Raw genomic sequence first — 17099 nt, forward strand, 5'->3', positions numbered from 1 at the left:
CGCGCCCACCTCGGGGGCCCGGGTGCGGAACCCGCGTACGGCGACTCCAAACCTCTGACCAGCCAGGTCCGCCCGTTCGGGGCATTCGTGCCCGAGCCGCACGCGGCGGGGTCACGGGACGCCCATGCTTCCGTCGTGCATGGATACAGACGGACCCGTTCCGACCTTCTGATACGTGTCCTGGCGCCCCTGGCGCTGGCCTGGACGCTCGGCTCCCCCTCGGTCGCCGAAGCCGTCGCCCCCGCCGACAGTTGCGCCTACGCCTCGATCGACGGCGGTGCCGGATCCGGCGCGGTGGCGGTCTCCGGCGACGGGGTCACCTGCTCGGCGGGCCCGGTGACTCCCCCGCCCAAGCCGACACCGAAGCCGACACCGAAGCCGACACCCAAACCCACACCCGAACCCACCCCGCCACCCGAACCGGCGCCTCCCCCACCACCGCCCGCGCCGCGCCCCGTACCACCTCGCCCGGCACCTCCGCCACCGCCGCCCCCGGCACCCGCGCCCAAGCCCGCGCCGCCGAAGCCGTCACCGAAACCCACGCCCGAGGTCCGGATCACACCGGCGCCCGTGAGCTATCCCAAGTACCGGCCCACGGCCCGCCGTACGCCGCCGCGCGGCGGCCCGTCCCTGGTTTCCCTGACCCTGCTCATCACGGCGCCCGCGATCCTCGCCGTCGCCGCGCTGCGCCCGCGCTGACCCGCACGGAGGTTCCCATGCCGGAATGGCTTGTTCTTGTCCTGGCGATGGTCGCCGTGTGCGCCGTCGTGCTGACCGTGACCGTCGTGCAGAGCCGAAGGATCGGGGAGGACGACGACCCGACCGAGACCCCGGACGTCATCGAGTACATCACCATGATGATCGGCGTCGTGTACGCCATCGTCCTCGGTCTGGCGATCGCCGGGGTCTGGGAGGCCCGCAGCGCCGCGCAGGACCACGTACGCGCCGAGGCACAGGCGCTGCACGAGATCCACGAACGGGTCCGCCCCTACCCCGCCGAGGTCCGCGACCGCATCCGGGCCGATGTCGACGCCTATGTCCGCCAGGTCGTCACGACCGAGTGGGACAGCATGGTCGACCACGGCCGGCTCACCGACCGGGGCAGCGCCCTGCTGGAGAAGGTCCGTCACGACGTCACCGACTACGAGCCGAAGACCGACTTCGAGGCACAGGCGTACCAGCCGCTTCTCGACCAGGTGACGGCGGCCGACGACGCACGCAGCGCCCGTGCGGACTCCACGGGCGCGACGATGCCGGGTGTGGTCTGGTTCGGCCTGATCGCCGGGGCGCTGGTGACGATCGGCATGGTGTTCGCGCTCCAGATCAGGCGCACCGCGAGAGAGCTGATCCTCGCCGGGATCTTCTCGGCGCTCATCGCCTTCCTCCTGTTCCTGATCTGGGACTTCGACACCCCGTACACCCGTGGGGTCTCCGCGGGCGCCGAGCCCTTCCTGATGCTGTTCCCGCACATCGGCGGCTGAGGTCACCGCGTGCCGGGGCCGGGGCGCCCGGTAACGGGAGTGCGCCGGTTCCGGATACGGGAGTGCGCCGGGCGGGCGCCCGGCGCACTCTGGTGGCATGAGCTGGCACGCACCGATCGTCGTAGGACCGCCCGCCCCCGACGGCGGGCGGCGCGTCACCGTGCGCGGCGAGTCCGTCGGCGTCGCCCGGAACGACCGTGACCTGGTGGAGTTCCTGCGCCGCGCGGGACTCGGCGACGCCGACATGGCGCTCGACGACCCGCATCTCGTGGAGTGGCGCGGCGGGGGCTCGCATGTGTGGGGCGCGGCGGACTCGCAGGACGGTGCGGAAGACGGTTCCGAGCCAGGGCGACCGGGCGATTCCTGAGGCGCCACGCCGTTGCCGTCCCCCTTGCGGCGCAGCCGATTGCCCCATTCGCGCGACCCCGATCGCGGTCCCCCGCGCGCGTACCTAGCGTTTCGGACATCGAGGTGCATGACCGACACGAGCGGAACAGATCCGCGGCTGCCCCTCGGGGACCGGAGGATCCACCATGCGCGCGACACGCGTCGCTTCGGCCGCCGTGCTGGGCGTCACCGCCATAGCCCTCACCGCCCCGGCCGCGTCCGCCCTCATCACCGGCGACCACGACTCCGACCCGTTCCAGGTCGGCGCCGAGCCCCGGACGATCGCCGCGGGCGGCCGGGTCATGCTCAACGCCAGCGGCTGCGAGGGCGACACCACGGTGACGGCCGGCATCTTCGACACCGTGACCCTCCGCAAGGACGGCCGGCCGGCGCCCGCGACCGTCGACCGGGACGCCCGGCAGGGTGCCAAGTACTCCGTGAAGTTCCGCTGCTCGGGCGGCTCCAGCCGTGATGTCGAGCTGACGATCGCTCAGGGCCGGCCGGAGCGCGAGGAGTCGGGGCGCGACCGCGAGGATTCGGGGCGCGACCGTGAGGACCACGGGCGGGACCGCCAGGACTACGGCCGCGACGGCGAGTACGAGTCGGCGCGGCACGGTGTCCGCGCCGGGATCGGTGGCACCGTCGCCGGGTTCGACCTCCAGAAGATCGGCCTGGGCACCGCGCTCATCACGGGCGCCATCGGCGCCACGTACTACCTGTCGCGCCGACGCGCGGCTGACGACAACTCCTGAACCGCCCCTCCCTCCCCGCCCCTCCCGTTCCACAGCGCTTCGCCCCGGAACCACCCAGGTCCGGGGCGAAGCGCTGTCACGTGCCGGGGAACGCGCCCGCGCCGGACGCGCTCACACCTGGTTCTCGGCGCGCCGGCGCATCCAGAACACCCCGCCGCCGATCGCCGCCGCGGCCACGAGTCCACCGCCGATCGCCATGTCCGTACGGGTCGCGCCGGTCTCGGTGCCGCCGCCGATGCCGCCGCGCACCCCGCCGAGGACGGTGAAGGCGTTGGGCCGCGTCAGCCGCCGGCCGTTGCAGTCGGCGGTGATCTCGTGCGTGCCCGCGCGCGCGTCGCGGTCGACGGTGACGGTGGCCGTCGCGCTGTTGCTGCCGACCCGGCCCAAGCCGCTCAGCCGGGTCCGCGGGAACGCCGGGGACTCGACGGTGCCGTTGTCGCACGAACCGCCGTCGACGGTGATCGTGAGCTGGCCGCCGGGGGCGACCGCGCTGGGCGTGGCGACGATGTTGCTCAGGTCGCTCGGCCCGCCGGCGTCGGCGGTGGGCGCGGCGAGTCCGACCGCGGCGACCGCGGCGGCCGAGACCGCCAGGGCGCGATATCTACGCATGGGTATGTCCTCCGCGGAAGACGCCCCGGGGAACATCCCCGGTCGATCGGCGAGAGCGCCTCCCAGTCCGACCCTTGACGGGCGGGGGAAGAGCCGCATGTCGAGGTTCGTCCGTCCTGGTGAGAGGACACGCCGAAGGGAATGCGAGGCGGCCCTCATAGCCGCAGGTCACGGACCGTCAGAAATTTCCTTCCGGCGCCGCCTCGTATGGCGCACGACCGTCGAACCCGCCACCCGTTCGCCGCTGCTCTGTCGCTGACCGCGCGCGCTGCGCTTAGCGTTTCCGGTACGCGCATCACAGGCGTGACCGGCCGCGTGTCGGTCGTGTCGAGAGGGGATCGGGAATGTCTTTGGCCCAGCCGGCGGAAGAGGAGGAACGGCAGAAGAAGCGCGCGCCGTGGGGCGTGATAGCGCTTGTTCTGCTGACCGGCCTCGCCCTCATACGCAATGGGTCGGGCGAATTCGACGTAGGCCCTCCGCAGCCCGCCACGGCGGCGGCTGCCGACACCAGGGCGCAGGCCGACGACACCGTCAAGGAGCAGGAGACGCTGCCGTTCTCCGCGGCCGACCGGGTCGGTATCCCGGCGATCCAGGTGGACGCGCCGATCGTACCGGTGGGGTTGGACGCGGACGGCTGGGTGGACGCCCCGCCGCCCGAGGACCCGAATCTCGCCGGCTGGTACAGCGGTTCGTCGTCACCGGGCGAGAAGGGCACGGCGGTCGTCGTCGGCCATGTGGACAACAAACAGGGTCCCGCCGTCTTCTACGGACTCGGCGCCCTCAAAAAGGGAAACAAGATCGATGTCCGCCGCAAGGACCAGAAGATCGCGGTTTTCGAGATCTACGGAATCGAGGTCTTCCAGAAGCAGAATTTCCCGGGCGACCGTGTCTACGGAAACACCGGGCATGCCGAGCTTCGGGTCATCACCTGTGGTGGCGGATTCTCCCAGCAGAGTGGTTACGACGGAAACGTCGTGGTGTTCGCCCGCCTGGTCGGCGTCCAGTGAAAGGACGTCAGGACCCGGCGGGCGAAAGCCCTTTTCAGGTGCCGGCCCGCTTCAGACGTCCCGGCGCCGGGGCAGCGTCAGGTCGTAGCCCTCGTCGATGAGTTTCGGCAGCCAGGTGCGCAGGGCCTCGACGGTCTGCGAGCGGTTGCCGCCCGCGTCGTGCGACAGGACGATGACGCCGGGGCCCGCGCCCTGGACGACGGCCCGGGTGATCGCGGCCGTGCCGGGGGTCTCCCAGTCGACGGTGTCGACGGTCCAGGCGAGGGGTTCCATGCCGAGGTCGGCGCCGATCTGGAAGACGTTGCGGTTCCAGGCGCCGTAGGGGGCGCGGAACCAGAGCGGGCGCTCGCCGATGGTCTTCTCGACGATGTCGCTGGTGCGGCTGATCTCGGAGCGGATCGAGGACCGGGACAGCGTCGTCAGCAACGGGTGGGTCCAGGTGTGATTGCCGATCACATGGCCCTCGTCGGCCATCTCCCGCAACAGGTCGTCGTTCATGCCGACCTGTTCCCCGCAGACGAAGAACATCGCGCGGACCTTGTACCGGCGCAGGGTCTTCAGGATGTGCGGGGTGTAGTCGGCGTCGGGGCCGTCGTCGAAGGTGAGCACCATGCCACGGCCCGCACCGTTCAACTGCAGGATCGGCGCCTTACGCACCGATGGCTTCTCCGGCGCACGGGTCACAGGGCCGTACCCGGTGAGGGGCTGGAGCCGGTAGGTCGAGGGATTCAGGGGCTTGGCCGCCTGGGAGCCGCCGGCCGGTCCGCCGCTCGCCGAGGGGCTGCCGCTCACGCCGGAGGTGGCGGGGGTGCGTGCCCGGTCGGTGCCGAAACAGCCCGCGGTGGCCGCGAGGCCCAGGAGCGCGGTGCCGCGCAGCAGCGCCCGGCGCGCCGGTGTGGTCCGATCGTCTTTCATGAATAATCCGTCGCACGGGCCCTGGGCCGTGTGGTTCATCAACACCGGAGCGGCGTCCGAAAACACCCGATGGAACCAGTGGTGACCCGCGCTCAGCGACGGCGGACGAGCGGGAACGGGAGTGTTTCACGGATCGTCAGCCCGGTGAGGAACATCACGAGCCGGTCGACGCCGATACCGAGTCCGCCGGTGGGCGGCATGGCGTATTCGAGGGTGTCGAGGAAGTCCTCGTCCAGCTCCATGGCCTCCGGGTCTCCCCGGGCGGCCCGCAGGGACTGGGCGGTGAGGCGGTGGCGTTGTTCGACGGGGTCGGTCAACTCGGAGTAGGCGGTGCCGAGTTCGGTGCCGAAGGCGACGAGGTCCCAGCGTTCGGCGAGGCGCGGATCGGTGCGGTGCTGCCGGGTGAGCGGGGACACCTCGGTCGGGAAGTCCTTGTAGAAGGTGGGCGCCCCGGTCCTCTCCTCGACCAGGCGTTCGTACATCTCCAGGACGAGGTCGCCGTGTCCGATGTCCGGCGGATAGGGGACGCCGGTCCGGTCGCACAGGCGGCGCAGGTCCCCCACGGGTGTGTCGGCGTCGATCTCTTCGCCGAGCGCGTCGGACAGTGCGCCGTACACGGTCCGTACGGGCCAGGGTCCTGAGATGTCGTGCTCGGCGACCCGGCCGTCGGCGCCGGTCCTGCGGATGACCGGGGCGCCGAGGGCGGCGGTGGCGGCGCCCTGGATCAGCTCGCGGGTGAGGTCGAGCATCACGTCGTAGTCGGCGAACGCCTGATACGCCTCCAGCATCGTGAACTCGGGGTTGTGCTTGGGTGAGACGCCCTCGTTGCGGAAGGTCCTGCCCAGTTCGAAGACCTTCTCCATGCCGCCGACGCACAGCCGCTTGAGGTACAGCTCGGGGGCGATGCGCAGATACAGGTCGAGGTCGTAGGCGTTGATGTGGGTGGTGAAGGGGCGGGCGGTGGCGCCGCCGTGGACCGGCTGGAGGATCGGCGTCTCGACCTCCAGATAGCCGCGCTCCACGAGCCCCTGGCGCAGGGCCTGGACGGCGGCGGAGCGGGCGCGGACCACGGCGCGGGCGTCCGGTGAGGTGAACAGGTCGACGGCGCGGCGGCGCACCTTGGCCTCGGGGTCGGTCAGGCCCCGTCGCTTGTCGGGCAGCGGGCGCAGACACTTCCCGGCGAGCCGCCACGAGGTGACGAACAGGGTCGGCTCGCCGTGCGCGCTGGTGCCCGTCTCGCCGGTGGCGACGATGTGGTCGCCGATGTCGGTGTCCGCGGTGAAGCGGGTGAGCGCGGCCCCGGAGTCCTGCCGGGTGAGCGCGATCTGGAGATCCCCCGACCAGTCGCGCAGCACGGCGAAGACCAGGCCGCCGAAGTCCCGTACGAGCATGACGCGGCCCGCGACGGTGGCGTGTTCGCCGGTACGGGTGCCGGGGGCGAGGCCGGGGTGTGCGGCGCGGATCTCGGCGAGCGTGTGGGTGCGGGGTGGCAGGTCCACCGGGTAGGGGTCGGTGCCCGCGGCGCGCAGGGCGTCGAGTTTGCGGTGCCGCACACGGACCTGTTCGGGCAGGGCGGCCGTCGGGTCCGCGGCGGCGGCGTCCGGGGGCTCGGTGAGGCCGAGTGCGGACAGCGGGGGGAGGTGTGCGGTGCCCGCGGGCCGGGTGGCGGGCCGGGCGTGGCCCTTGCCCCAGAGTTTGCGCAGGGACGGTACGGCGACGAACCCCTCGGCGATGCCGGAGGCGAGGCTGATCCGGGCGAGGGAGCCCGCGTCGCCGTAGCAGATGAAGCGGGGGTACCAGTCGGGGTGGAACTTGGCGTTGGACCGGTACAGCGCCTCCAGTTGCCACCAGCGTGAGAAGAACAGCAGCAGGCCGCGCCAGAGCCGCAGGACCGGGCCCGCGCCGATCCGGGCGCCCTCCTCGAACACGGAGCGGAACACGGCGAAGTTGAGGGAGATGCGCCGGACGCCGAGCGGCCGGGCGGCGGCGCACAGCTCGGCGACCATGAACTCCATGACGCCGTTGGGTGCGGTGCGGTCGCGGCGCATCACGTCCAGCGAGACACCGTCGGAGCCCCAGGGCACGAAGGACAGCAGGGCGAGGAGACGGCCGTCCGCGTCCAGGGCCTCGACGAGCAGGCAGTCGCCGTCCTCGGGGTCGCCGAGCCGGTCCAGGGCCATCGAGAAGCCGCGTTCGGTCTCGGTGTCCCGCCAGGCGTCGGCCTTGTCGACGATGTCCTCCATCTCGGCGTCGGTGAGCTGGGCGTGGCGGCGGATCCGGCAGGTGGCGCCGGTGCGGCGGACCCGGCCGACGGCCTGCCGGGTGGTGCGCATGTCCCGGCCGTCGAGGTCGAAGTCGGCGACGTACAGGATGGCCTCGTCGCCGAGTTCGAGTGCCCCGAGCCCGGCGCGCGCGTACGCCCTGGCGCCGTCCTCGGACGCGCCCATCACGGCGGGCGCCCAGGCGTGCACACGGGCGACGTCGAGCCAGGCGTCGATGGCGTGCGGCCATGCCTCGCGGTCGCCGACGGGGTCACCGCTGGCGAGGCAGACCCCGGCCTCGACGCGGTAGGTGACGGCGGCCTTGCCGGAGGGCGAGAAGACGACGGCCTTGTCGCGGCGGGTGGCGAAGTAGCCGAGGGAGTCCTGCGCTCCGTAGACGCGCAGCAGGGCGCGGATGCGGGGTTCCTCGTCGCCGTGCAGGGCGGCTTCCATGCGCTGCGAACGGAAGAGGGTCGCGGCGGCGTTGAGCAGGGCGAGCGCGCCGAACAGACCGAGGAAGAACATCAGCGGGCGGGGCGGGCGGCCGGAGAAGGACGTGCTCGACACGAGGCCGCCGCAGACCCGGTCGGCGGCCCACAGCAGTCGGTCGCCCTCGATGAGGGTGCCGGGGAACAGCTCGACGAGCCCCCAGCCCACGAGGATCGCGACGGCGAGGCCCAGGACGAGGACGGTCAGGGCCCGGCGCAGCGCGCCCCGGCGGGAGGTGGCGTAGAACTCCTTGCGGGCGGCGATCAGGACGACGAGTCCGATGCCGCAGACGAACAGGGATGACACGGCGTCGCCGTAGTAGCCGACGAAGATGCCGAGCGCGTCGGTGAGGACGATCAGGGACAGATAGACGACGACCAGCCACCAGGCCGCCTTCTTGCGGGCGGCGGTGGCGGCGGCGAGGAGCAGCAGGAAGACGGCGTACGCGAGGTTCGGGCTGACGGGCACGGTGATCGTGTCGAGGAAGTCCCGGACCGGTTCCGCGACCACGCGCAGCGGGGCGAAGACGGCGAGCAGCGCGCAGAACAGGCCCAGGGCGCCGAAGCAGATCGCGAACACCTCGGGGACCCGGGCCAGGGCGCCGTCGCGGGTGGGTATCGGCCCCCTCACCTCCGCGCTGACCGTCATGGTCCCGACTCTAGGAAGGGCGGGGCCGTACCGCCCGTCGAGCGACGGCGCGATTGACCCACGCGGGCCCCTGGAGCTCGGACGGGAGCCGTCCGCTAGCCTCACGGCGTGAGCGAACAGCAGCCCCCTCAATTCGAACGGGGCACTGACGGCCCCAAGGTGATCGTCGTCGGTGTGGACGGTTCGGACTCGTCCCTGCGGGCCGCGTCCTACGCCGGCGGTCTCGCGCGCCGCCAGCGGGCCCTGCTCGCGGTGGTCTACGTACAGCCCGTGATGGCCGCGGGCGCGGCACTGGGGGTGCCGGTCGCCGACGCGACCGAGGAGATCGCCGAGGGTCTGATCCAGGAGATCAGGACGGCGGCGGAGCGCGTGAAGGACATATTCGACGTGCGCTGGGAGTTCCACACCTTCCGCGGCGACCCCTACAACGGGCTGGTGACGGCCGCCGACGAGCTGAAGGCGGACGCCGTCGTGGTCGGCGCGTCGGAGCAGGCGGGGCACCGCATCGTCGGCTCGGTGGCGATCCGTCTGGTGAAGGCGGGCCGCTGGCCGGTGACGGTGGTGCCGTAACCGGCCACCTCCTTGAGCTACCGCAAGGGGCTACGGGAGAACGGCGAACCCGTCGACCTCGATGAGCCATTCCGGCAGGCCCAGCGACTGGACGCCGAGATAGGTACTGGCCGACAGCGGCCAGTGCCCGTCGAAGGCGCGTCGGCCCGCCGCGAAGATCGGTTCGATCAGCTCCGGGCGGTGGCCGACGACATGGATGGTGTTCTTCACGAGCTGATCCGGGGTCGCGCCGGCCGCTTCGATGGCGTGGCGGAAGTTCCGGAACGCCTGCTCGGCCTGGCGGACGTGGTCGCCGGGCCCCACGAGGGTGCCATCCCTGTCGAGGGCGACCTGTCCGGCGATGGCGACGAAGCGGGTGCCCGGGGCGACGACGACGTGGGAGTAGAGCCCCATCACGGGGGAGGCGAGGGTGGGCGGGTCGATCCGCTCCGGGGTCGTGTCAGTGGCCATGAGGGTGCGTGCCTTTCGGTACGGGGTCCTGGGCGGGCGGGCGGGTACGGGGCTCAAGCGGTGGCGTGGCGATGGGCCGACGCGAGGGCCGTACGGACCCCGGCGGTGAGCCGGTCGCCGTCCTCTTCCCCGGTCGCCCAGGCGACATGGCCGTCGGGCCGGATCAGGGCGGCGGTGATCCCCGCCCAGGCGGGCCGGTCCTCGGCGAGGGCGGTGCGGACGAGGTCGAACTCCTTCGGGACTTCGGGGAGCGGCGGCCCGTCCGGCGTGTTCCGCAGGTCCAGGAGGACGGGGCGGCCGGGGTGCAGCAGGGCCGAGAGCAGACCGGGCGGACCGGCCAGCGCCAGGTCGGGCGCGCGTACGCCGGTGAGGGGATGGGCGTCGGGGTCGGGCGCGGGATAGCGGACGTACAGCCCGGAGAGCCGTTCGGCCAGGGCCAGTTCGAGTCCGGGCAGCTCCCCCACGAGCCGGGCGAGGAACGACCGCAGCGCCTGGCCCTCGGGCGAGAAGGCGCTGATGAGCGCGGTCTGCGCCTGGCTGCTCTCCAGCAGGTCGGCGCCCACGGGGTGCCGTTCGGCGTGGTAGGTGTCCAACAGCCCTTCGGGCGCCCAGCCGTTGACGGTCGCGGCGAGTTTCCAGCCCAGGTTCGTGGCGTCCTGCACACCGACGTTGAGGCCGACTCCCCCGGCGGGCATGTGCTGGTGGGCGGCGTCGCCGGCGAGCAGGATCCGGCCCGCGCGGTACCGCTCGGCCTGTCGTGAGGTGTTGCCGTACCGCGACAGCCAGGCCGGGGAGTGCATGCCGAAGTCGGTGCCCGCCGCGGTGACGGCGTTGGCGCGCGCCTCCTCCAGGGTCAGTTCGCCCGGCCAGTCGCGGCGCACGTCGTGCGGCACACCGCCCACGATGCGGTGCAGTCCGCCCGGCAGCGGTACGGCCATGAGGAGTCCGTCGCGGCCCGTGGTGCTGAACACCAGATCGGCCGGCGGCTCGGCGAGGACGACGTCGGCGAGCCAGCCGAGGACGGTGAAGTCGTCACCGACGTAGTCGATGCCGGCGCTCTCGCGGACGGTGCTGCGTGTCCCGTCGCACCCCACCACGTACAGCGCCTCCTCGGTGTACGGGCCGCCGGGTCCCTCGATGTGGACGGTGACCGCGTCCTCCCGCTCGGTCAGGCCGGTCACGCGGTGCCCGCGCCGGACGTCCGCGCCCCGGGACCGCGCCAGCTCCTCCAGGAGTTCTTCGGTGCGGGCCTGGATCAGGGAGAGCGTGTAGGGGTGGCGGGTGTCGAGCCGCCGGAAGTCGAGGCGGCTGGGCAGGACCGCGAAGTGGCCGCTCGGGATGCGCAGGGCCTCGGCGAGGAAGGGCCCGTCGACGCCTCGGGACACCAGGATCTCCACGGTCCGGGGGTGCACGGTGAGGGCCTTCGACTGCGGATCGGGTGCGGAGCGGGGCTCGATGACGGTGACGGTGGTTCCCGCGAGGCGCAGCTCGGCGGCCAGCCACAGCCCTACCGGCCCCGCGCCCGCGATGACGACTTGCCTGCTCATGACGGCACTCCTCCGTTACTTGAACGGCGCACTTGAACGGTGTTCATGTTGAACGCTGTTTAAGTTAGGATGGTCCGAGCCGCCGCGTCAAGGCCGACCGCCGGGGACGCGACGGAGCGGACAGGACGGCGGACGCTGAGGAACGGAGACAGGAAGCCATGCGGCTGAAACGCGCGGATGTGCTGGCGGGGGCCCTGCGGGTGCTGGACGCCGAGGGCCTGGCGGGGCTCACCATGCGCCGGCTCGCGACGGATCTGAACGTCGCGCCGGGCGCGCTCTACTGGCACTTCGCGGACAAGCGGGCCCTGCTCGACGCCATGGCGGAGCACGTGATCGCCGGGATCGAGGACGTGGACCCGGACGAGCCGTGGGACCGCCGGGTGGTCGAGGTCTCGCACCGCGTACGGGCCGCCCTGCGCTCGCACCGCGACGGTGCCCGCCTGCACGCGGGCACCTTCGTCCTCCAGCCGCACACCCTGCGCGTCGGCAACGCGTATCTGCGCGCCTTCCTGGACGCCGGCCTGCCCCGCGACCAGGCGGCCACGACCCTCTTCTCCGTGCTCCACTACGTCCTCGGCCACACCATCGAGGAGCAGGCGCGGGAGGAACTGATGGCCGCCGGCGCGTGGACGACGGACATCAGCGGGGTGCCGGGCACGGACGCACCGGAGTTCGCCGATCTGGCCGCCGCACTCGCCGGCATGGACGCCCTGGACGCCGACACCCGCTTCGACGACGGCCTGCGGACGATCGTCGCCGGGGTACGGCTGCGGGTGGCGGAAGCGGACGCGCCCCCGAGGGACTAACGGCCCATCTTCAGGCCGTCGTCGCCCCCGCCCTGGCTCAGGACCACCTCGCTGATGCGGTCGCGTACGTCTCCGGGGGCGTCGTCGTCGGTGGCGAGGTTGTACACGCGCCCCGCGTCCGTGTCGAACCATGTCGGGACGAACTCCGCCTTCTTCACCACCCAGCGGGTACCCGGCTCGGCGGGCGGGGCGAAGGTGAAGCGGGCGATGGTGCCCTGGTTGCCCCGGGAGTCCCAGGCGCCTTTGTCGTTGACCATGTCACCGGCGATCTGGTCGCCCATGCCGTAGACGATCCAGGTGCCGTTGACCTTCTGGTACGCCTGCGGGACATGGGCGTGGGTGCCGAGGATCAGGTCGATGTCGGGGCGGCCGTCGGTCTGGGACGCCGTCAGCTCGGGGCCCATCGTCAGTTGGTCCTCGTCGGGTTCGTCCTGCCACTCGGTGCCCCAGTGCAGCGAGACGACCACCACGTCGGCGCCCGCCTTCCGGGCGGCCTGCGCGTCGGCGAGGATCTTGTCGTGGTCGAGCATGTTCACCGACCACGTCTTGCCCTCGGGCACCGAGCGGTTGGTGCTGTTGGTGTACGCGAGGTGGGCGATCTTGGCGGAACCGCCCTGCAACCAGGTCGGCCGCTTGGCGTCGGCCGCGTGCCTGGCCGAGCCCGCGTGCCGGACGCCCGCGCGGTCCAGGGCGTCCAGGGTGCGGCGGACGCCGTCGACACCGTCGTCGAGGGTGTGGTTGGAGGCCGTGGAGCAGGAGTCGTAGCCGGTGGCCCGCAGGCCCGTGGCCACCTCCGGCGGGGACTTGAACTGCGGATAGCCGGAGTAGTCGCCGTCCGCGCCATAGGTCGTCTCCATGTGACAGATCGCCACGTCCGCCCCGGAGACGACGGATTTGACGCCCTCGAACATGGGGCGGAAGTCGTAGCCGTCGCCGTCCGCGTCGGACGCGGCCCGGCGGATGACCGAGTCGTGCGGCAGGACGTCGCCGGCGGCGGCGAGGGTGAAGCCGCGCGGTCCCGAGGGAGCGGACGACGCGGCGCCGGGGCCCGCGGCGCCGGGCGGCGCGTGGTGTCCGGACGGGGCGGGGTGACCGGACGGGGCATGCCCGCGCGCCGAAGGACGCTCCCCCGGCGACGCCTGCATCCCCGGCGACGCGTGCTCCCGGGACGGAGGCCCGCTCTCCGGTCCGGCGCAACCCCCGGCGGCCGATCCCAGCAGAAGCACGGCCAGGGCCGTGACGGTCTGTCGTGTGCGCGTGCCCATCGGCCGTCTCCCCATCACATCGCGTTATGCGTATTTTCCGACTTTATGAATCCATAAGGATGCAAAGGGGAAGTCAAGGGACCATGCCGCGACGGTCGCCCGATGAGACGCGGCGGCTCGGGAGGGGTTCGGGAGAGGTCCGGGAGAGGTGATGTGACGGAACTCACGTTTCGATCGAGCCTTGTTCCGGTGCGTGACGATCACCTCCACCTCGGGGGCTATGTGTGCCCTTGGCGCCACGGAGGGTGAGGAAGACATGTGTTCCGGTGCGTCTGGTGCGACAGGAGGGCCTGCCGACGGCACACGAGGCGCCCGAGCGGAGAGCGGACCCCGCTCGACTGCCCCCGAATGCGGTGCGAGTGGGGCGCCCCGGTGGCCGGATTTCGCCGGGGGTGGTTCACGCTTCGCGGTCACATTCCGCCACCGACGGCCGTAATGTGAGGGCTCGGTCGGCCGGGTGCCGGGGCTCCCCCGCCCCATGGACCACAGCAACTACCTGCCGTCCCACGGGAGAACGGGCCCGGGGGGCGCGGGCGAAAGCACACAGTCAAGTTGAGCAAAGCCGGACCCATCACCGTGTCTCACGGTGAAGGCTCGTCGTCGGGACCCGGCAAGGGGTCCCGGCAGGGGCGCGTACGTCCGAGAGAAGGTGGAGCGGTGCTGCCCGACAAAGCGAACGGTACGAGTGGCCACGAGCTGGTGGTCCCGATGGCCTGGCTCTACGCCGAGTACATCGCGGACGAAGTGCTCCGCACCGGCGACCTCGTCCCGTCCAGCACGCTCGAATTCCGGGCCGGCCGGCAGACGCTGGCGCTCACCGCCTATCTGTCCGACCTGAAGAACGAACTCTCCGGTATCCGCGTCGTCTCGCAGTTCGACGAGTGGCTGTCCCTGACGGCGTACGGGCACCCGTGGCAGGAGTGGGTGCGCGAGAGATTCGCGAGCCTCGGCGAGGACGAGCGCGAGCGGGGTGCGGCCAATCCGGATCTCCGGCTCGCCCGCGCCGCCTGGCAGTGGCTGGAGCAGACCGAACTGCTGGCCACCGACCTGGACACGGGGTTGCAGTGGCAGCGGAGCGGGCTGTCCGTGGACGAGAGCGAACAGGCATGGATCCCGGCGTGGCAGCTCGGGGTGCCGCTCGGCCACCTGGCGATCCACCTGTTCTGACCCCCGGACGCCCCCTGTTCCGCACTCCAGGCGCCCGGCCCGGCGCTCCCGCCCCCGCACCACACGCCCCACACACCTCCCCTTGATCGTGAATACACCGTGAATTCGCACGGGACTTGAGCAGATCCACAAGCTGTTCCGTATTCGAGTGCGGCACACAGACTTCGATTCCGAGGATCGCCCATGAGCCCGCAGCAGCGGCACCGGGACGTCGCCGCCTATGCGCTCGGCGTCCTGGAACCGGCCGACACCTTCCGCTTCGAGGAACACCTCGCGGACTGCGTCCTGTGCGCCGTCCGGCTGAGCGAGTTCGCGCGGGTCGCCTCGGTGCTCTCCCCCTACGCCGGGCCCGCCGCCACCGAACCCCTGCCGGTGGGACGCCCTTCGGCCGATCTGCTCGACCGGCTGCTCGACGAGGTCGCGGCGCTCCGGGCGAGGCTGCGGGGCCGGCGGCTGCGGCTGCTCGCGGTCGCCGCCGCGCTGATCATCGCGGCCCCGGCCGGGGCGGTCGCGCTCCAGGGGACCGATGAACCCGGCGTGTCCAGGGTGTCCGAGGCGTCCGGGACCGTGACCGATCCGGCGACCGGGGTGACCGCCTCCGTGTCCCTGGTCGACCGGGCCTGGGGCACGGATGTCGGGCTGCGGCTCGGGCGGGTGGCGGGGCCGCAGATCTGCGAGCTGGTCGCGGTGGGCAAGGACGGCACCGAGCAGACCGTGACGACCTGGTCCGTGCCGGTCGGCGGCTACGGCAACCCGGGCATCGAGGGCCATGAGGCACCCCTGATCACCCGGGGCGGCACGGCACTCGACCGCGCCGACATCGACCACTTCGTGATCCGGACGACCAGCGGCCGACACCTGGTCACCGTCGAACGGTGAGACACATCCGCCCCTACCCATCCGCCCCTACTTCAGCAGGCGTGACATCCGCCGGTCCGCCAGTGGCTTGCCGCCCGTCTGGCAGGTCGGGCAGTACTGGAGGGACGAGTCGCTGAAGGACACCTCGCGGATGGTGTCGCCGCACACGGGGCACGGCTCGCCCGCGCGGCCGTGCACCCGCAGCCCGCTCTTCTTCTCCGCCTTCAGCCGCCCGGCCGCGACGCCCCGGGACCGTTCGACCGCTTCGGTGAGGGTCGAGCGCAGCGCCCCGTACAGGGTGTGGAGTTCAGCGGGTGTGAGTGACGAGGCCAGCTTGAACGGGGACATCTTCGCGGCATGCAGGATCTCGTCGCTGTAGGCGTTTCCGATGCCCGCGATCAGGCTCTGGTCGCGCAGCGCGCCCTTGAGCTGTCGCCGCTCGCCGTCGAGGAGCCCGGCGAACGCGGCCTCGTCGAAGGCGTCGTCGAGCGGGTCGGGGCCGAGCCGGGCGATGCCGGGGACCTCGGCCGGGTCCCGGACCACGTACACGGCGAGCCGCTTCTGCGTACCCGCCTCGGTGAGGTCGAAGCCCGCCCCGGTCTCCAGGGCGACCCGCAGGGCGAGCGGGCCCTTGCCGGGGCGCGGCGGCCCGTCCGGCAGCCGGTCCTTCCAGTGCAGCCAGCCGGCGCGCGCGAGATGCGTGACGAAGTGCAGCCCTCCGGTGTCGAGGTCCAGGAACTTCCCGTACCGGCCGACCCGGACGACCTCGCGCCCTTCGAGGGCGGTCGGGGGCGGGTCGTACGTCTTGAGCACGCTGATGGCGACGGGCAGCACCCGTACGATCTCGTGGCCGACCAGGTGCTCGGTGAGGAAGCCCCTGAGCGCTTCGACCTCAGGCAGTTCAGGCATACCCCCAGCGTCACACGGCCCCGCCCCGGACGCCCTCCCGGTCCCAGGTCGCGCGGAGGTGTAGCAGGCTCCACCCCGGATACGGGACTCTGCGGGATCGTCCCGCCCTATCCCCCGTACCTAGCGTTTTTCCCGCCGGAACTCCGGAACTACGGGAGGACGAAACAGTCATGACATCAGTACGGCGCAGGGCGGGCGCGCGCCTCGCGGGCGCGGGGCGGGCCGCCGACGGGGCGCCGCCGGAGGGGGTCGCGTTGCGGATGCGGTCCGTGACGAAGACCTACGGCAGCGGCGGGAGCGCGGTCACCGCTCTGAGGGAGGTCTCGCTCGATGTGCCGCGCGGGTCCTTCACCGCCGTGATGGGCCCGTCGGGCTCGGGCAAGAGCACCTTCCTGCACTGCCTCGCCGGGATCGACCGGCCCACGTCGGGTCAGGTCTTCCTCGGCGGCATCGATCTGTCCGGGCTGGGTGAGGCGGCGCTGACAGCGGTGCGCCGGGAGCGGATCGGCTATGTCTTCCAGGCGTACAACCTGCTGTCGGCGCTGTCCGTGCGACAGAACGTGACCCTGGTCCCCCGGCTCGCCGGCACGCCCGTGGACGAGTCCTGGCTGGCGGAGATCTTCGACCGGGTCGGGATGCGCGAGCACATCGACCGGAGGCCGCACCAGCTCTCCGGCGGTCAGCAGCAGCGCGTGGCCATCGCCCGCGCCCTGGTCACCCGCCCCGACGCGCTCCTCGCCGACGAGCCGACCGGCGCCCTGGACACCCGTACCGGACAGGAAGTACTGCGGCTGTTCCGGCACATCGTGGACGAGGTGGGCCAGACCGTCCTGATGGTCACCCATGACCCGGTCGCCGCCTCCTACGCCGACTCCGTGGTGTTCCTCGCGGACGGCCGGATCGCGGGGCGTCTCGACCGGCCGACGCCGGAGCAGGTCGCCGACCGTATGACGCACCTCGGTGAGTGGTGAGGCGCGC

The 17099-nt window shown here is 72.1% G+C and carries 17 protein-coding genes; 10 read left to right on the plus strand and 7 right to left on the minus strand.

Translation table 11 applies throughout. From position 1 onward, the window contains the following. The first annotated feature begins 135 nt into the window (after window positions 1–135). The 4 genes from ACIQNU_RS34070 to ACIQNU_RS34085 all read left to right on the plus strand — a co-directional run bounded on the left by ACIQNU_RS34070 (window position 136) and on the right by ACIQNU_RS34085 (window position 2620). Window positions 136–699, plus strand: coding sequence for a hypothetical protein (locus ACIQNU_RS34070; RefSeq protein WP_401373754.1), 564 nt, complete (start codon window positions 136–138; stop codon window positions 697–699). 17 nt (window positions 700–716) lie between these two features. Beyond that, window positions 717–1481 (plus strand): hypothetical protein, encoded by a 765-nt coding sequence (locus tag ACIQNU_RS34075; RefSeq protein WP_401373755.1) that lies wholly within the window; start codon window positions 717–719, stop codon window positions 1479–1481. 97 nt (window positions 1482–1578) lie between these two features. Continuing rightward, window positions 1579–1848, plus strand: a complete 270-nt coding sequence (locus ACIQNU_RS34080; protein ID WP_401373757.1) for a hypothetical protein — start codon at window positions 1579–1581, stop codon at window positions 1846–1848. 166 nt (window positions 1849–2014) lie between these two features. After that, complete coding sequence (locus tag ACIQNU_RS34085; protein WP_401373759.1) at window positions 2015–2620, plus strand: hypothetical protein; 606 nt, start codon at window positions 2015–2017, stop codon at window positions 2618–2620. Between the two features lie 111 nt (window positions 2621–2731). Here the strand turns inward: ACIQNU_RS34085 and ACIQNU_RS34090 are convergent, their stop codons facing one another. Continuing rightward, window positions 2732–3229, minus strand: coding sequence for a hypothetical protein (locus ACIQNU_RS34090; protein WP_401373760.1), 498 nt, complete (start codon window positions 3227–3229; stop codon window positions 2732–2734). Window positions 3230–3573: 344 nt separating this feature from the next. Here ACIQNU_RS34090 and ACIQNU_RS34095 point away from each other — a divergent pair, with 344 nt between their 5' ends. After that, window positions 3574–4236, plus strand: coding sequence for a class F sortase (locus ACIQNU_RS34095; protein WP_401373762.1), 663 nt, complete (start codon window positions 3574–3576; stop codon window positions 4234–4236). A 51-nt stretch (window positions 4237–4287) separates the two neighbouring features. On the opposite strand, the gene ACIQNU_RS34100 is transcribed toward ACIQNU_RS34095, so the two are convergent. Continuing rightward, complete coding sequence (locus ACIQNU_RS34100; RefSeq protein WP_401373764.1) at window positions 4288–5151, minus strand: polysaccharide deacetylase family protein; 864 nt, start codon at window positions 5149–5151, stop codon at window positions 4288–4290. A gap of 92 nt (window positions 5152–5243) precedes the next feature. Further along, the gene (lysX, locus tag ACIQNU_RS34105; protein ID WP_401373765.1) at window positions 5244–8549 is read right to left on the minus strand and encodes a bifunctional lysylphosphatidylglycerol synthetase/lysine--tRNA ligase LysX; all 3306 of its coding nucleotides are present in this window, start codon (window positions 8547–8549) and stop codon (window positions 5244–5246) included. Window positions 8550–8657: 108 nt separating this feature from the next. Between lysX and ACIQNU_RS34110 the strand changes: the two genes are divergently transcribed. Beyond that, a complete protein-coding gene (locus ACIQNU_RS34110) occupies window positions 8658–9119 on the plus strand; it encodes a universal stress protein (protein WP_401373767.1) in 462 nt (153 codons plus the stop codon). A gap of 30 nt (window positions 9120–9149) precedes the next feature. Here the strand turns inward: ACIQNU_RS34110 and ACIQNU_RS34115 are convergent, their stop codons facing one another. Both ACIQNU_RS34115 and ACIQNU_RS34120 read right to left on the minus strand, forming a co-directional pair. Continuing rightward, window positions 9150–9569, minus strand: a complete 420-nt coding sequence (locus ACIQNU_RS34115; RefSeq protein WP_401373768.1) for a RidA family protein — start codon at window positions 9567–9569, stop codon at window positions 9150–9152. 53 nt (window positions 9570–9622) lie between these two features. After that, complete coding sequence (locus ACIQNU_RS34120; protein WP_401373769.1) at window positions 9623–11116, minus strand: FAD-dependent monooxygenase; 1494 nt, start codon at window positions 11114–11116, stop codon at window positions 9623–9625. Between the two features lie 158 nt (window positions 11117–11274). On the opposite strand from ACIQNU_RS34120, the gene ACIQNU_RS34125 reads away from it, so the two are divergent. After that, window positions 11275–11922: a TetR/AcrR family transcriptional regulator C-terminal domain-containing protein gene (locus tag ACIQNU_RS34125; protein WP_401373771.1), complete on the plus strand. Its 648-nt coding sequence runs from the start codon at window positions 11275–11277 to the stop codon at window positions 11920–11922. Here the strand turns inward: ACIQNU_RS34125 and ACIQNU_RS34130 are convergent. After that, the gene (locus ACIQNU_RS34130) at window positions 11919–13187 is read right to left on the minus strand and encodes a CapA family protein (RefSeq protein WP_401373772.1); all 1269 of its coding nucleotides are present in this window, start codon (window positions 13185–13187) and stop codon (window positions 11919–11921) included. The genes ACIQNU_RS34125 and ACIQNU_RS34130 overlap by 4 nt on opposite strands. Window positions 13188–13895: 708 nt before the next feature. Between ACIQNU_RS34130 and ACIQNU_RS34135 the strand changes: the two genes are divergently transcribed. Both ACIQNU_RS34135 and ACIQNU_RS34140 read left to right on the plus strand, forming a co-directional pair. Then, window positions 13896–14354, plus strand: a complete 459-nt coding sequence (locus ACIQNU_RS34135; protein WP_401373951.1) for a hypothetical protein — start codon at window positions 13896–13898, stop codon at window positions 14352–14354. Between the two features lie 183 nt (window positions 14355–14537). Continuing rightward, the gene (locus tag ACIQNU_RS34140; RefSeq protein WP_401373774.1) at window positions 14538–15233 is read left to right on the plus strand and encodes an anti-sigma factor family protein; all 696 of its coding nucleotides are present in this window, start codon (window positions 14538–14540) and stop codon (window positions 15231–15233) included. 27 nt (window positions 15234–15260) lie between these two features. Here ACIQNU_RS34140 and ACIQNU_RS34145 read toward each other — a convergent pair whose 3' ends face one another. Then, complete coding sequence (locus tag ACIQNU_RS34145; RefSeq protein ID WP_401373776.1) at window positions 15261–16121, minus strand: Fpg/Nei family DNA glycosylase; 861 nt, start codon at window positions 16119–16121, stop codon at window positions 15261–15263. Between the two features lie 170 nt (window positions 16122–16291). Between ACIQNU_RS34145 and ACIQNU_RS34150 the strand changes: the two genes are divergently transcribed. Then, entirely contained in the window at window positions 16292–17092 is an 801-nt protein-coding gene (locus ACIQNU_RS34150; RefSeq protein ID WP_401373778.1) for an ABC transporter ATP-binding protein, read from the plus strand. The last annotated feature ends 7 nt before the right edge of the window (window positions 17093–17099 follow it).

It is taken from the genome of Streptomyces sp. NPDC091292, from assembly GCF_044757265.1.
In the GTDB taxonomy this organism is placed as follows: domain Bacteria; phylum Actinomycetota; class Actinomycetes; order Streptomycetales; family Streptomycetaceae; genus Streptomyces.